We start from the raw sequence: 15,952 nt of genomic DNA, 5'->3' as shown, positions 1-15,952 counted from the left end.
GTGTGCTCATCAATGAGGGCCATTTAGCGAAGGCAATCCAAGGGCTTAAAAGACTTATAAAAATCTGTCCCCAACGACTTCCTCTCTTAAAGGCATCGGTATTGAATTCGCTTGGTGCGATTTATAATGCTCGGGGTGGAAAAAATCTATTCCAGGCAAAGAGACTTTTTAAAAGGGCATTCGAGATTGTTGAACGGCATGGTTTTCAGGAACTCAAGGCCAGTGTTTTGAATAACTGGGCAATGAATGAATTTAAATCCGGGAATCTGGTTGATGCCTATGAGAAAATAATTCCGGCGACCAATCTGCTGCGCGATTTTTTCTCTCCAGGCTGTGGAGCAGCATTTTATAACGGAGCAAGGATTGCTTTATTGCTTGGAGATAAGACGAGTGCGGAGAGAATCCTGGGAGAAGGAATAAATATCGGCACGCTGTTTAATGATTCCTGGTCGCTTGCCAGTGTCTACCGCGGTTATGGACTTTGGTATATGGATAACGGGAACTTGGAGAAGGCAAGGGAATTTTTCAAAAAGGCACTGACCAGTTATGAACAGACAAAAGTACCCTGGCTGATTATTACCACCTTGATTGAGATATGCAAGATTGAGATAATGGAGAAGAATTTTCTGGAGGCGGAGAAAATACTGAAAAGGATAAAGGAATTGAAAAAAGATAGTGTTGTGGAATCTGTAGCAATTGCCATCACGGAGGCGGAATTGAAAATTGGTCAGGAAAGGTATCAGGAGGCAGAGGGAATTTTACGGTCAGCGGAAAGATTGTGCCAGCGATGGTATCTCTGCTTAGAAAACTTTTTTATCCACCTCCAATTGTGCCGGCTTTTTTATCGGCAGGAGAGATTTAACTTAGCAATCAAATACCTGAAAAATTTGGTCAAAACCGCCATGCAGCATAATTATGGGTACCTGCTGATCCAGGAATTAAAAAGAGAACCCGGGCTTAGCGCGTTAATGATTAAAAATTGTATCCATCCTGATTATATATTCGCGCTTTTAAAGGAATATCAGATATTTCATATTCTTGAGGTATCCTTTTTTGGGGAACCGACGCTGGTGGTTGACCGCAAAAAGGTATTGGACCATGATTGGTGCACCACCAAAACTAAAAAATTATTTTTCTATTTGATTCTTAATAGGAACAAAGAGATTTTTCAGGAAGAGTTGATAGAAACCTTCTGGCCAAAGGCGGGCTGGAAGCAGGGATATGCCAGTTTGAGAAAAGCCGTCTCCCATATTCGTCAGACCTTACAAAAATACGGGATTAAAGAGCCAATAATAGTCCAGGCGGGACAGTATAAGCTTTCGCCTGAATTATATATCATCGCCGATGTGGACGAATTTGAGAGACTCATAAAGAATTTTAATGAAGGGCGATCATCCAATAGCGAAAATAAACGCTTACTGAGCATTTATAAAAACGGCTTTGCCCGCTCCTGGTATGATGACTGGGTTATTGCCCGAGGGGATCGTTACCAAGGGATGATGGAAAAGATAAGTTATCAATTTGCAGCCTCCAAAAGGATTAAGGGGCTTCATGATTATGACTTTTCTGCAACATCATCTTGGGAATGAAATAATTATGCAAGGTGGAAATCAACGCATCAACTCTCTTAAAATCTCATACTCTGCATCCGTATCATAACGACGATAACCCACATACGAACGCACCAAGGTAAAATTACGAATCTCCACTGCCCAAACCATCGTTATTCTGTGCCGCCCTGAATTCAACTCCACATTCCTAACTGACCTTTGGCTTCTCAAAATGCGGCTCAATTGGAATTTTCTTTTTCAGGAAATTTGTTAAACACTCTTTCCGGGATACCACTAAAGAGCCAGTCTTGATTGATGGTAATAAAGGCTCTGAGATGGACGCTGGAGCGGTAATGAGACAATACCCACAGGGCTTTGAGATAGGGTAATAGTTCCTGGGTATATTTCTTTTTTCGGCCACGTTTATGGACAAAGGTAACCATTGGGTCACCCACGAGTTTTACGCCTTGGGGGGTATAATAGACCTTGCCGGTATGATTAAGAAGCGTAGTGATGTATTTCCTGTGCATATGGAGGGCTTTTTCCAGGTCATTAAGGATTTCGGTTTTCTCCTTTTTTGATGCCTTGCGATAGCGCTCGGCATTTGATTTAATTATTGACCTTTTGGCTTTCATGGTATATACTTCCTCCGGAATGTCTATGCAAATCATAGGCACTCCTTTCGGATAGAATATATCCAGGGGTGCCTATGTTTTAAAAGTTTTGGGTAAGATATTTTATTTTGATTAAATAACCCCACTTCGGTAAGATTATTTTTGATTCAAATCGTTCTCTTGACAAAGCTCAAAATTTAAGTATACTTACCTTACATTGATGAAAAAGAAAACGGATATTCAACTCAAATCAGGTGGGAGATTAAATCTTTTAAAACGGGGAGGTCCCATTGATAACAATTCTATGGTTCTTCGTTGTGGGTCAACTTGACCATTTTGGTTTTGATAGTATCATCTCACCTAAGACTGCGGGTGTGCCGTTTTCCATAACAGTCTATGCCCTGAATAGTTCGGGTCAGCCGGTGCCTTATTACGGATCTGCCCGCATCTACATTTCTAATGTTTCCTATCCGGTCAGTCCGGATACTACGGTCTATTTCAATGGGAATAGTTCCTGGCAGGGGAATATTATGGTCTCAATCGCCGGAAACACCATCCGCTTGCGGTGCGAGGGCGATGGTAAAAATGGGGAATCCAACCCATTCCAGGTGAATCCCAATACTCCTTATCGGCTGCTTGCCATCCTTCCAGGTCAAACCTATGCACCAGGCAATCAAACAGGGAAGATCGGTAATCCGACCAGTCAGCAAGCAGGGACTTTTTTCACTCCTTACTTTTATCTTACCGACCGCTGGTGTAATCAGATAACCACCGGCAATGACTCACTGATTTTGACGAGTTCTGACGGTTTCAAACAGGCGATCTCATTCTGCTTGAATAACGGAAGTGCGAATATCGATTATGCCTTCCGGACCGCTGGTACCCAGCGGTTTTTTATTTATGATGTCACAAATTCAAGTATAAAAAGTGATACCTCAAGTAACATCTATATTTATCCAGGTGCTTATTCCAGTTTACTCGTGCTCCTGCCGGGTGAGACCCACTTACCGGGTGACACAACCCACGATTTAAATCATACCCCGGGCAAATCCGGTATTGCTTCTGCTCAGTATGTCCTGGAAGATTTTCCCATCGTCGTTTATGCTACGGATTCCATGTGGAATAAAACGAATGTTTCTGGTTATTCTATACAGCTCTCAGGTTCATCCGGTTTTTCCAATCCCTCTCCCCAGAATTTGCTCAATGGTGTTGCCAATTTCAGTGCGAATTTCTCGTCTAAAGGCGACAAATCTTTATACGCCCGGGATCTGAATAACAACTTCTTCAGTTATGATAACCCTGTAACCGTAGTCCAGCGGGCAAACAATTTTGATATCTCAATCACACCGGATACCATTTCTCCTGGAGAGGTCGCTTATATTAATGTTAAGGTATACGATAGAAATAACGAACCGATTGCGGGAAAATGGGTCTTATTTTCGGTCATCGGTGGAAATGGAAGGATTGAGGATCAGTATGATTCGGTACCCACCAACAACCAGGGTCTCTGCCAATCGCGTTTCACTATCACCACGGGCTATTTCAATGAACTTGATTCTATTGAGGTCAAGGCAGACGATTATGCTGAAACCGTAACAGTTTATATCATCATTCCTGATTCCTCGGTGATGGAAGGCAACCTGATCGCCTATCCCAATCCTTTTGGTAGAATCAATCAACCATATACCCGGTTTGTTTATTATCTGCAACAAAACTGTAATGTGATTTTTTCTATATATGACGCATTTGGCAACCAGGTGCACCATGAAGAGATTTCTGCGGGTCAAAATGGAGCACGCCTTGGAATAAATATGCTTCTCTGGGATGGTCGGAATGATAATGGGAAGAAAGTTGCCAGTGGTGTCTATTATGTGGTTTTGAAAGGTTATCTCCACACCAATGTCTTTTTGGAAAAAAGAATAAGGGTAGGTGTGATATGGTAGTAGATGCAAGTCGTGCAAAAGCCAATTTTATTCAGAGAAAAGGTTTTATTTTCTTTGTTTTCGGCATCTTGCTTTTCATTTTCAATCGGACCTTCGCCCAGGACGGTGGTCTCCCGGGAGCAGTCCTGAATTACGGCATGAGTCCGAGGACTACAGCCCTCGGGAAAGCCTTTACCGGACTTGCCGATGATGTGGAAGCGACATATTTTAATCCGGCTGGTCTTGTCCAGTTATACACTCATAACATCAAATCCTCTTATCTTGACCTCTATGGCCACCAACTGGGTTATCTCGGTTATGCCCTGCCCACCCGGCGTTTTGGTACTTTCGGTGGGAATATCATTCATTTTCGCGCCAAGGGGATCGATTCCCGGGATGTAAATATGAATCCATACGGAAGTTACTATTTTGCTCAGAGTTGCATATTGCTATCCTATGCTTATTCTCTCGCTAACGAGTTGAGTATCGGCACCAATCTGAAATTTGTTACCAGTAAGATCGCCCAGTACGGAGCTATTGGAATAGGAGGGGATGTCGGTATCTTCCTCTTTCCCCGGTATAATTATACATTGGGGTTTTCAGTCCAAAATCTCTTAGGACCGCGTTTGCAGTATTTGGAGAACGGGACCGTGGAGGAATTTCCAGTGACATTACGCTTTGGTGGTGCCGTAAAACTGTATCAAGGACGGGCGATCATTATTGCTGACCTTACTAAGAATACTCTGGAGTACTCGTCGGTCAAACCCCATCTCGGTTTTGAATTTGTTCCGGTCTATCCGATTTTCATTTTGCGTGCAGGGTTTGATGAGAATACTCTCAACGCAGGTGTCGGAGTGAGAAAATTATTCGGCAATATGTCGTTTGGGATTGATTATGCCGTGGAATTGCACCACAAATCGAATTACCTTTTGCCTCCCCGCCATAAAATAGGGGCGTTTATTGAATTTGGTGGGTTCCGGACCTGGGTTACCGCAACTCCTAAGGAATTTTCACCGGCGCCGGGTAGAAAAGAAAATGTTGCCTGGTTAGACCTCCATTATACCACAAAACGCGAGGTGGAGCGGTGGCAATTGCTTATCAAAAATCAATATGGAGAAGTGGTCCGAACCTATTCAGGTTGGGATGCCCCGCCTTTAAGGTTATCCTGGGATGGCCTGGACGATGTGGGAAGATTAGTTGCCGATGGCAAGTATTATTATGAAATAATCATTATTGACAAGGGAAAAGAACGAATCTCGTTTAGCGATTATCTGGTGAAGATCGTAACCCTTGGTCCCAAGGGTGAGATCGAATTCGTGCCCCAGGAGTAGTAATGCTACTACTATTTTTGATTTTTGCTCTCACCGATTACAATCAACTCATCACCGATTATGAAATTGCCCACAAGCTTTTCCTCCAGGAGAATTACGAACAGGCATTGCAATATTTCTTGGCGATTTTAAAAAAATATGGTAAAACTGATTTCGAAGATGAAATCCGCTTCCGGGTGGCTGAGTGTTATTTCAATATCAAAGAATATGACAGAGCCAAAGAGAATTTTGAGATCATACTCCGCCACAAGAAATACGATTATTTAGAACCCGAGTGTCTCTATGCCATTGGTATCATAGATATTCTCCAGGGTAATTATAAAGAAGCCGAACAGGTGTTACAGAAATTGATAAAAAATCCTGCATATCGAGAAGAGAACCGGGCAAATTTTGCGCTTGGTGTGCTATATTATTTCCGGGGGAGCTATTTGGAAGCCAAAGAAAAACTTGAGGATATAAATCTGCTGGAGGCGAAATTTTATTACGGTAAGAGCCTCGCCCGTTTGGGCTATCCCCTGGAGGCGATAAAATCATTTAAAGAGATTTTAGACCAGGCACCGAATACCCCGATTGCAATTCTTGCGGAATTCTCCAGGGCTGAAGCCCTATTTTTCAATAAAGATTTTGACGGTGCCCGGGTCAAATTTCGCGATTTCATAGCCTATTATCCAAAATCGCCACTTGTTGATTATGCCCATTTCTTCTATGCCGCCTCTTTAATCCATTATAAAGATTATGCGGGGGCCGTTGAACATCTGATCCCTCTTACCCGACACCGGGATAATCTTCTCGCTGCCCATGCCGGTTATCTGCTCGGGATATGCCGGACTAATCTCGGTGATGGATTAGGAGCGGTGAGTGCCTTTCAACGGGTTAGAGCCAATTACCCGAATACCCTGATTTCCTCTTATGCCAACCTCCAGTTGACCAAGGCATTACTTGCCTATGGTGATACACTCCAGGCGTTGACTTCCTCAGCGCAGCTTGCCACAATGTTTGCTACTGGCGAACTTGCCAGTGTTGGTGAGTATCTGACCGGTATGATTTATTTCCAGAAAAAGGACTATGTCAACGCTATCCGTTTCTTTGAGTCCTTATTAGCAAAATATCCCCGCTCACCCTTGCGTGAACCCGGGGCAACGATGCTTATGTATTCACTTTATAACCTAAAAAATTTTGAATATGCAGTAACATTTGGGAGTAAATATATAAAAGATTTTCCGGAAGAAAAGAGTGAGTGGCGAGGAAGAACATTATACTTTCTTGCAGAAGCATACTACTATTTAAAAAATTTCAGTGAAGCCGAAAAGACCTATCTTGCGGTGACCAAAGATTACTTCGGTATTGAAATCTCTCCTTATGCCCGTTTAGGTCTCGCTTATGCTTTGTATAATCAGGAACGAAATCGCGAAGCCCAGGAGATATTTGAAAACATGAGCAAAACCCCTTATGATGATTCTTCGTTAGTGATTGCTATCTACCTTGGACTTGGCTATACCCAGTATAACCAGCGGGATTACATGAAGGCACGGGAAACATTTGAGGCTTTGTATAATACTTTTCCCAAGGATGAACGGTGTGCAGTCCCGGCGTTGTTTTATGCAGGTCTGGCCTATTATAATCTGGAATATTATGCCAATGCTATTGAATGCTGGGAAAAACTGGTTGGTAATTTCCCCCTCGCCAAAAAGTCTGCCGAAGCTGGCTTTCGTGCAGGTGATACATACTTCAAGGCATTGGAATACGAAAAAGCCCGGAGTCTTTTCCGCTGGGTTGTGGAAAATCATCCCCACGATGATTTTGCCCGTTCTGCCCAATTAGCCCTTGCCCAGAGTTATTATAATCAGAAAAATTACGATGAGGCGATAAGAGAATTCCAAAAATTTCTTGACCTTTATCCTACAGCCGAAGAAGCCACCGCCGCCCGGAAGGGGATGGAGATGTGCTATTATCAAAAGGGGCTCGAATCGACAGAGGCAATGCAGTATTTTGTGGAGAGATTTCCTCAGAGTGAACTGGCAGCCGATGGACAATATCAGATCGCCCAGAAATTTTTTGATGAGAAGAAATACCAGCAGGCAATGGAAGAGTTCATAAAGGTGGTCATAAATTTTCCTAACTCTTCTTATGCACCGGATGCCTTACTCCTCGCCGCGGAATGCGCAGTAAATATTGAAGATTGGTTGAAGGCTGCTGAGCTTTACGAACGCTATCTGGGTTATTTTCCTAAAGGAAAAGAGAAAGACGCAGTTTATTTTAATCTCGGGACCTCTTATTTTAATTTAAAAGAATACGGCAAGGCGTTGAAGAGTTTTCAGGTCGTAGTTGATTCTTTCCCTTCCTCCCCATATAGTGCCAATGCCCAGCATAATGTGGGGGTATGCAGAAAATATCTTGGCGAAGGTGGCGTAGGAACTCCAGAAACCGCCTTACCCAAGATGGAGCCTTCTCCAGACAGTCTAAAAAAATAAAAGGAGGTTAAATGATTTTGGGGCAACCATTGATTGAAATTTTCAAAGGCAGCATAGTAATGATTATTCTGTTAATTTGTTCTGTCATTGCCCTGGCTTTGATCATCGAGCGGTTTTTGTATTTTGCCCGGAATAGTTTTGATACCCGGATCGGGTTTTTACGCTTCAGTCAGATATTGCGCAATCAGGGCGTAAGTTCTGCACTGGCTTATGCCCAGCAGAAAAAGAACCCTTTATATGGCTTGTTTGCAGTTGCACTCCAAAATCAGCATCTTGATGCGGAAAATCTTTATGATGTGCTTTCCAGCTATGTCATTGAAGAGAAATTGAAGTTTGACCGTTATCTGGGCGGGATGGGTACTTTAGCCAATGCCGCCACATTATTAGGACTTTTAGGGACTGTAACCGGTTTGATTCGAGCCTTCCATAATATTGCAATAACCGGTTCTGGTGGTCCTGCGGTGATCTCGGCTGGAATTGCCGAGGCACTCCTTACAACCGCCTTCGGACTCTTCATCGGTATTCCGACTCTTTTCTTTTATAATTATTATACCAAAAAAAGCAATGAATTGGCGCTCGCTTTAGAAGGGACCTGTGATAAACTGATCGTGCTCTTAGATACGATGCGGAAAAAATCTCCAGCACCGAACCCCGAACCTACCATCACCCCCAAACAGTCATCCAACCCTCCCCCTGAGGATACTACCTGGAAGTTTTAAAATGGTTGATATAAACAAACCGGCCTGAAGATGAGAAGGAGAAAAAAGATTCAATTCACCACCGAGCCTCAAGGTTTGATTCTCAATTCATTAGTGGATATTGCCCTCTCATTAGTTATTGGCTTTATTGTGGCCATACCTCTGTTTTTTGAATCCGGCATTTTTGTGAATACACCGGGTGTAGCTACGGGTTCGGCAGCAGAGGTGAGCGATATAAAAGTGAATATCCACCTTTTAAATGATGGGGGGATTCTTTTAAACGAAGAACCGGTTACCTACGAAAAATTGGAAGAACTATTGCCCCAGTTGCTCGCCCGAAGCCTGGAGAAAAGGGTCATCGTTTCCACGGATTCAGAAGTTACTTATGAAAGGGTGATACAGATCCTTGATCTCGCAAAACAGAAAGGTGCGGGTGAACTTGCGTTATTAAGGAGTAGAAGATGAGACGGATGGAAAATGTAGATATCTTGCCAATGGCAGCAGTCGCCTTGATGGTGGTCTTGATGATGATGGTTCTTGCACCCATGACCATGACCCATACCAACACGCCGGTGGAAGTGCCGCGGGCACATACCGCCGAAGCCAAGACCGAAGAGAATTTCACTATCACCTATACTCTTGATAAAAAATTATACATCAATGACCAACCCATCGCACCCGAAGATTTTGATAGCATCGTTCAGCAGGCAGTCGCGAAAGATCCCTACCAGTTAATTGTAATACGGGCAGACCGGCAAGTCCTACATAAAGAAGTCTTAGAAATCCTCGCCCGGGTGAAACAAGCCGGTGCTAAACGGATCGCCTGTGCAACGAAGAAACCAAAGGAATGAACATGTTCAAAGATAAAAGATTGAATTTAGGGGTCGCCATCTCAATCATCGTTCATATCCTGCTCTTTCTTCTTTTTTCTCGGTCAAGCTCGGCTTCGATGGGTAATTACGAAGACATTAGGGAGGTTACATTTCTTGATCAATCCTACCGCCCGGAAGTCGCGAAGGTAGTCACCAAAGGTTCGATCTGGGGCGAAATCCCTGAAACTCCAACACCGGCAAGTAGTGGCACCTATGGGGGTAGCGATATTGTAACCCCGGCAATCGATTTGAATGTCAAATTGGACCGGAGTCAGGCAAAGATCGATCTGAACCGTTATGCACCTCAAGAAGGTGTCGGTGAGGTGATAAAAATTGGGAGTGTGAAGAATGGCACGATGAAATCTACTGAAGAGATTCTTGCTGAAAAACCGATTTCCTTAGCCAAAAATCTTCCCCGTGGTGCAGGAACCGAGGGGGGCACTGGTATTGGTTTCTATGGCGGCATCGGTCGACCCGCAGAAACTCCAACGATAAAGATCGATAAGAAACCACCTCCTGCTGCACCGACTTCACAAATCGGCAAGCAGGTGGAGACTAAGGTTGAGGAGAAATTAAAGGTGGAAGCAAAAGGGACTGCCATCTCACTCGCCGGACCTATTGCGGATCGGGCGATACTTAAAAAACCTCTACCTCAGTATCCAGCCTGGTGTTTACAAAAAGGTATCTCAGGGATGGTGAAGGTGCGGGTGGAGGTCAATCCCGATGGACAGGTGCGCGAAAATATCCGCATAGAAATTTCTTCTGGCTATCCCGATCTGGACCAGAGCGTGGTAAATGCCGTGCGCTTATGGCTCTTCGCTCCATTGCCGGCGAATGTCAAGCAAGAGATTCAGTGGGGAATAATCACTTTTAAGTTTGTCTGCGGCTAAAAGGAGTAAAAATGAACTTTTTGTTTATTATCTTTCTCTTTGCCCAGACAGCAAAAAAATCCGAACATGAAATCGGTGAAGAGGTCATCCGGGGCGAATTGAAATATAAAATAACCGAACCCAAAATCTATCTCCAGGTAGCTTTAAACCCCTTTGCCCCACTCGATTCGGTCATATCCAAAGAACAATATATCTTCGATGAGAAACTCTATGCTACAATCGATGCTTTAAATACCCCGATTCTTTATCTCCACAGCGAATATTTGAGAATGCCCCTGGTGACACGCTTGATGTATGGAAGTATCGCACTTTTTATCCCCCGCTTTGAAAAGACTGTCTCTTCCTGGGAATTGACCATCATTGATGCCAAGGGGGAAGTCGTTCGGCGCTATGCCCAACGCGGTATGCCTCCCGCAGTGTTATCCTGGGATGGCCGGACCGATAAAGGTGAGATGTGTAATATGGGCGAAGTGTATAATTATGTATTCACCGCTTTTGATGCTATCGGTAATCCTACGCGGATAACCGGCCGGGCATATAGATTCAATGGAGTAGTATACGAAGAAAAGGGTAGCACAATAATCGCGGTAGCTGCGGGCGCCTTATTTGAAGAAAATTCCGCTACTCTGCACCCCGAAGCCGGTCCTTATATAGAGGAGATCGCCAATATTGTAAAAGAAAAATTCAAAAAAGAAGTAGTCGTCTATTCGTATTCCGAGTCCGAAGCCCTTGCCCGCACCAGGGGTGAACTCATTTTAAACGAAATCACCAAAAGGACCGTTTTACCGAGCAAAGGGGTGAGCACTGCACCCCGTTTTATTCCCGGTCTTTTGCCCAAGTATTCAAAGATTGAGATAGTCGTCCATTAAGGGTCTCCAACCCCAGAATCTCGCAGGTATTTTTTTATTTTGTGACCTTAATCTCAAATGGTTCTGCAATCGCCTCTTTATCAGTATTGTAGTATTCATATACCTTTGAAGCACGCACCTTTGCCCGGATGGGATATTTCGCCTTTAGACTATAGGTCAATTTCACTGGTTTATCCGCGGAGATAGATTCGAGATAGATGATGATCTGGCGGGGAGTTAGATTATATTTCTGGATCACTTTTTTGTTAACATATTCATCAAGCATTGGTGTGAGGACTTCAAATCCCGGAGGTATTCCCAGATCCACCATCACCATCTGGGCTGTTCCGCCTTTTAAGAGTCTGATAATAACCTCTACATTGACCAAATCATTGATTGTCAATTGTTTGCGGTCGTAACGAACATCAATATCAAATAGCGGCATTGGTGGTTTGGGTAAATCCTTCCAGGGGATGTAGTAGGCACTCGTTATTTCATATAAGAAACTCCCTTCACCTTTGAGTTGGAGTTCCACCGTATTTTCGTTTTTTAAATTTTCATTCAAATCGATCTGCTGCATCACATCGGCATTATTTTTGTCGACCTTTATCTCAGTAACCTTCTTACCGTTGTGGATAACTACGATTGTGGCATTTACATCCTCACTCATTCCCCCCAGAGCTCCCACCAGTGCCCGCAGGGCAATAATCGTGCCCTGAGTTGTATACCAGGTTCCACCGGGATCCTTGGCACGAATCAAATAGGTCAATGCCTTGGTTGTAGCATTGGTGAATTTACCGGATTTTACCAAGGCATAGGTTGCCAGACCGCTCGCCTCAATATCCGCCCCCTTGCCTCCAGTAAAGGTTATCGAAGGCAAATTCGATTCCCAATACAGAGCCCCATTATCTTCTTTTGCCAGCTCAAGGAGCTTGCGCAGAATTCTTATCGTCAGCTCGGATTTTGGTTCCATAGCAACAAAGGCATTCGCAACAAGGGCCAAGATATAGGCATCGTTTACCTTTTCCCATTTGCTTTTTAAATAATCAAGCCCTTTTTGGGCAGCACCGGTTTTATCTCCAATCTCAGCAAGTGCCCAGACGATATAGGCAGTTGGTAATATCTCGTTATTCTGAATCCGACCCCAGGCTTCGGCATGGAGATATTGCGCATCCGGTTTCCAGGAACCATTCTTTTCCTGTTGTTCTTTCAACCACTGAGCAGTCCTTTCTATCACCCGCTCATCAATACTGTAGACTTTGTTCATGTCGTTGAATTCCATTAGACCATAGGCGGTGAGGATTTTATTTGCAGGCGGGTCTCCAAACCAGGAGAATCCACCACCCTTCACTTCAAAAGATAACAACCGCTGATAACCAATGCTGATGTATTCCTCGGCTTTCATCTCGGTCTCGGGTTTGATCTGTCCGGTCTTGCGGAGATAATCCAGGATCAAAATATTGGGATAGGTTATTGATGAGGTCTGTTCAAAACACCCATAGGGCATGCCGAGCATTTTATCCAACCCCTCTACGACCTGAGAATAGATTCCCGGGTAGAGTTTTAAAATTAAGGAATTAGCACCAGGTACCGCATGGTCCGGAAAACGCACTTTCTTTATCACATTTCCTTCTAATCGGTCGGAAATAATATTTTCAAACCTTTTGCCGTCGGGCAGTACCGCAATCGTGCGCTTGATCGCATCCGACTTTGCCTCGCCATAAGCCTTTACGGTTAAGGTATGGTAGCCGAGTTCGGTCATCTTTATCGGGAAATAGACTACCGAAACTTCGTCTTTATTAAGGGTCTTGGTGATTTCCCTATCTCCGAGAATTTCAAACCCCTCGCCTTTCTCCAGAACGATCTTGATTTTCTGTGACCGGGGCAGATAATTGTAAAGCGCCACCGGAATTGATATCTCATCACCCTGGGTCAGAGATAGGGGTAGGTCAATATCCACAAAGAAATCTTGGAATACTCGGATCTGGGATAATTCCGAGCCGAGTTCACCTTGGGATGTGGAGGCAAACATCGTGATTCGCCATGTCGTGATCGCATCCGGCATTGTGAGGGAAATCTTTGCCTGTCCATTTCCATCAGTGATAAGGGCGGGTTCAAAGAGGAAAGTCTCCGGAAAGTATTCCCTCACCCTTGGTTCTTCAGGACTCTTTTGTTCTTTTGCCAACTTATCCATAGTGGTTCCTTTCTGGAGGCTCGGCACGGGCATAGGACCCTCAGGAGCGAATCTTACTTCATCCATATGCATTAATCTTCTCCACCCCCATTCGGTTATATCGTCGTCTGTATCAAATATTCCATCTGGTCCGGCACTGGTAATAGTGAAATAAGAGAAGTATTCATCATTACAGGCGATGCGATATTTTCGGTTCCAAGGATCTAAAATATCGGTCTCTTTAAGTAATTTTTCTTTTATTAAGGTTTCAATGGCGTCAACGGTCTTCGGGAAGTTTTTATATCGGTCATAATATTTGTTGAGTGCTCCGTTGAGTTTATCACGCAATTTGGCAAGTTTAGGATAGAAAACTTCCGCAAGTTTTTCATTGGTCTCGATCGGCGTAGTATAATTAACCGGATAGGGGTCTTTCGGTGTCAGGGTGGAAAACATTACAATCTCTGCCCTTTCATCTATCATCGGTTGTTTAACAATATTTGCCGGTTCAAAGCCGTGGATTTCATAACGGGGGGTCATTATTTCTTTCTCCAGGGTGAAATAGACCTTCTCCAATCCAGGCTGTAACTCGCTCACAGCAAAGACCGCTTCATCAACGATCGCCAGACAAAGGGTTGCATTTTTGGGTCCACCATTTTTATCAGTAATGGTAAATAGAATCCTTCCTTCCTCACCCGGTTGATATTCATTTTTGTCGGGCTTGACATTTATCTTAAGATCGTCGGCGCCATGCACATAACAGAATCTTGTGTCACGGATGATATCCGAACCAGTCGTCACGATGTAGGCATGGAGCCAAACAGAACCTGCCAGCGCGGGTGTCAGAGGCAATTTATAACTCCCCTTGCCATCTTTTATTTCAAGCGACTTGGTCAAAATGGTCTGATTGTCTTTGATGATATCAATATAAACCCGACCAGTCTTCTTGGTGGTGAGAAATTCTAAGTCCATCAGATCCCCGACTTTGTATATGCCGCGTCTCATGCGCATAATTATCTGTTCCTGCTCAGTATTGAGATTGAATTCCTTCTCCACCTCGACCGTTGTGCCTTTATCATCGGTCACCTTTGCACTGATTTGGACTCGGGAATCTTTCGGCTGATATTTGAATTCAGCGACTCCGTAATCATCGGTATTGCCGGTCTGTTTTAGCCCTTCAATATTTAACTCTACCTTTGCCCGGCATGGAGAACCATCTGGATAGTTTGCTACCACATATATCCGGTTTTCAAGATTCGGTTTCAATTGACCTCCCTCGGGCACAAGCGCAACATTTATCAGATTTTGCACTACCTTTTTTGTCAAGGTGATTTTTTCACTGTGGTTTGCCTTATCAATCACTTCAATATCCAACCGCACCAGGGCATCACCTTTCTCCAGTGGTTCACCCACAAAATATGTAGGGAGTTTGTAACTGAAATGATACAGACCGTTTCTATCGGTTTTACCTTCCAGGACCGCCTCTTCATTAAAACCGATATCAAATTTATAAACCGTAATTTTTACCGCACCATCGACGACTGGCTTGCCAAAAAAATATTGGACATCAACATCGCCTTCCATTTTTTCACCAGGGAGGTAGAATTCTTTATCGGTCTTTAATGTGATTTTAAATTTGGGCAGGAGATATCTCTCAACCTTTACTGTCTTTTCGGTTTTTTCTTCGTCGAACACCGCTCTGATCACCCAGTTCCCAAAGTTTACCTCATCTGCAAGGAGAAATGAAGTATAGGCGACTCCAAATTGATCCGTCTTTAAGGTTTTTTTGAATACTTTATTCCCTTTGGCATCTTCAATCTCCAAAATTACTTCTTTATTTTTTACCGCATGCAACTTTGGTTTTTGTAGGGTTAATGTCCGAATGTGGATCGTTTGTCCGGGCTGGTATATTGGCTTATCGGTAACCAGGTATGTAAGATAACCGCTGGTGAGATTTATGACTGTTTCATATTCATCTTTACCCAATTCAGAGCTCACGAGGAATTTGAGACGGGCACTTTTTAACCCCCCGGCAATGGTGAAGTTCGTCTCACAACTTCCTGAATTATCGGTTTTTCCTTCATAAACCATATTCTGCTTATCTTTCGTCTCCAAAAATACTTTGACCTGGGCTTCTGGAATCGGTTGGTCATTCCGTTGATTCTTAACAATTATTCGGTATTTTATCGGTGTTCCGTAAATGAACCGGTCCTGGCCAAGGATCTTTACGACCATCTTATCCTGGAGTTGAAAGAGGGAGTAGACCTTTGTCTGTTTTTTAAATATTACCTTCACCCGCAAAAGATCAAAATCATCAACTTTTTTCTTTAATTTAATCTTTACAGGAAATGAATAGTAATCCTTATCAATGCTGAGTAGATGGTTAGACGCACCAAGTATTTCATCTGCAGGGTCCAGGATTTCGATTCTACAATCTCCATGTTCACCTTTTAATCCCTCAATAGGAATATTTAATTGTAAATGTAAATCGGATTCATCAGATCTGAAGCCTATTCTCGTTAACAGGCTTAAGCCAATTATCCCCATACTTAAAGGTATAAATATCTTCATATTTCCTCCTTAATA

The 15,952-nt window shown here is 43.5% G+C and carries 12 protein-coding genes; 9 read left to right on the top strand and 3 right to left on the bottom strand.

Annotated elements, in window-relative coordinates; genetic code table 11:
- Positions 1-1,589 (top strand): hypothetical protein (locus ABIL39_06760; GenBank protein ID MEO0165820.1); only part of this gene is annotated, 1,589 nt, incomplete at its 5' end.
- Positions 1,590-1,610: 21 nt separating this feature from the next.
- Here the strand turns inward: ABIL39_06760 and ABIL39_06755 are convergent.
- Positions 1,611-1,748: a hypothetical protein gene (locus ABIL39_06755; GenBank protein MEO0165819.1), complete on the bottom strand. Its 138-nt coding sequence runs from the start codon at positions 1,746-1,748 to the stop codon at positions 1,611-1,613.
- Between the two features lie 41 nt (positions 1,749-1,789).
- A complete protein-coding gene (locus ABIL39_06750) occupies positions 1,790-2,221 on the bottom strand; it encodes a hypothetical protein (protein MEO0165818.1) in 432 nt (143 codons plus the stop codon).
- Between the two features lie 233 nt (positions 2,222-2,454).
- Between ABIL39_06750 and ABIL39_06745 the strand changes: the two genes are divergently transcribed.
- The 8 genes from ABIL39_06745 to ABIL39_06710 are packed head-to-tail and all read left to right on the top strand — an operon-like array spanning position 2,455 to position 11,217.
- Positions 2,455-4,107 (top strand): FlgD immunoglobulin-like domain containing protein, encoded by a 1,653-nt coding sequence (locus ABIL39_06745; protein ID MEO0165817.1) that lies wholly within the window; start codon positions 2,455-2,457, stop codon positions 4,105-4,107.
- Positions 4,101-5,417 (top strand): PorV/PorQ family protein, encoded by a 1,317-nt coding sequence (locus ABIL39_06740; GenBank protein ID MEO0165816.1) that lies wholly within the window; start codon positions 4,101-4,103, stop codon positions 5,415-5,417. Before ABIL39_06745 ends, ABIL39_06740 begins: the two co-directional genes overlap by 7 nt.
- A gap of 2 nt (positions 5,418-5,419) precedes the next feature.
- Positions 5,420-7,888, top strand: a complete 2,469-nt coding sequence (locus ABIL39_06735) for a tetratricopeptide repeat protein (GenBank protein MEO0165815.1) — start codon at positions 5,420-5,422, stop codon at positions 7,886-7,888.
- An 11-nt stretch (positions 7,889-7,899) separates the two neighbouring features.
- The gene (locus tag ABIL39_06730) at positions 7,900-8,607 is read left to right on the top strand and encodes a MotA/TolQ/ExbB proton channel family protein (protein MEO0165814.1); all 708 of its coding nucleotides are present in this window, start codon (positions 7,900-7,902) and stop codon (positions 8,605-8,607) included.
- 30 nt (positions 8,608-8,637) lie between these two features.
- Complete coding sequence (locus ABIL39_06725) at positions 8,638-9,051, top strand: biopolymer transporter ExbD (protein MEO0165813.1); 414 nt, start codon at positions 8,638-8,640, stop codon at positions 9,049-9,051.
- Entirely contained in the window at positions 9,048-9,437 is a 390-nt protein-coding gene (locus ABIL39_06720) for a biopolymer transporter ExbD (GenBank protein MEO0165812.1), read from the top strand. The genes ABIL39_06725 and ABIL39_06720 overlap by 4 nt, the downstream gene beginning before the upstream one ends.
- A gap of 2 nt (positions 9,438-9,439) precedes the next feature.
- Complete coding sequence (locus ABIL39_06715; GenBank protein MEO0165811.1) at positions 9,440-10,348, top strand: energy transducer TonB; 909 nt, start codon at positions 9,440-9,442, stop codon at positions 10,346-10,348.
- A gap of 11 nt (positions 10,349-10,359) precedes the next feature.
- Entirely contained in the window at positions 10,360-11,217 is an 858-nt protein-coding gene (locus ABIL39_06710; protein MEO0165810.1) for a hypothetical protein, read from the top strand.
- Between the two features lie 34 nt (positions 11,218-11,251).
- Here ABIL39_06710 and ABIL39_06705 read toward each other — a convergent pair whose 3' ends face one another.
- Positions 11,252-15,937: an MG2 domain-containing protein gene (locus ABIL39_06705; GenBank protein MEO0165809.1), complete on the bottom strand. Its 4,686-nt coding sequence runs from the start codon at positions 15,935-15,937 to the stop codon at positions 11,252-11,254.
- Between the last annotated feature and the right edge of the window lie 15 nt (positions 15,938-15,952).

This window comes from candidate division WOR-3 bacterium, from assembly GCA_039802205.1.
Classification (GTDB): Bacteria; Hydrothermota; Tepidihabitantia; order SM23-42; family JAOAFX01; genus JAOAFX01.
Note: the sequence above shows the minus strand (reverse complement) of the source record. Positions and strands in the feature narration are given on the sequence as shown.

Coding starts and splice junctions, on each gene's coding strand:
- ABIL39_06710 (MEO0165810.1), top strand. CDS start 10,360: ATGAACTTTTTGTTTATTATCTTTCTCTTTGCCCAGACAGCAAAAAAA.
- ABIL39_06740 (MEO0165816.1), top strand. CDS start 4,101: ATGGTAGTAGATGCAAGTCGTGCAAAAGCCAATTTTATTCAGAGAAAA.
- ABIL39_06750 (MEO0165818.1), bottom strand. CDS start 2,221: ATGATTTGCATAGACATTCCGGAGGAAGTATATACCATGAAAGCCAAA.
- ABIL39_06735 (MEO0165815.1), top strand. CDS start 5,420: ATGCTACTACTATTTTTGATTTTTGCTCTCACCGATTACAATCAACTC.
- ABIL39_06720 (MEO0165812.1), top strand. CDS start 9,048: ATGAGACGGATGGAAAATGTAGATATCTTGCCAATGGCAGCAGTCGCC.
- ABIL39_06705 (MEO0165809.1), bottom strand. CDS start 15,937: ATGAAGATATTTATACCTTTAAGTATGGGGATAATTGGCTTAAGCCTG.
- ABIL39_06715 (MEO0165811.1), top strand. CDS start 9,440: ATGTTCAAAGATAAAAGATTGAATTTAGGGGTCGCCATCTCAATCATC.
- ABIL39_06725 (MEO0165813.1), top strand. CDS start 8,638: ATGAGAAGGAGAAAAAAGATTCAATTCACCACCGAGCCTCAAGGTTTG.
- ABIL39_06730 (MEO0165814.1), top strand. CDS start 7,900: ATGATTTTGGGGCAACCATTGATTGAAATTTTCAAAGGCAGCATAGTA.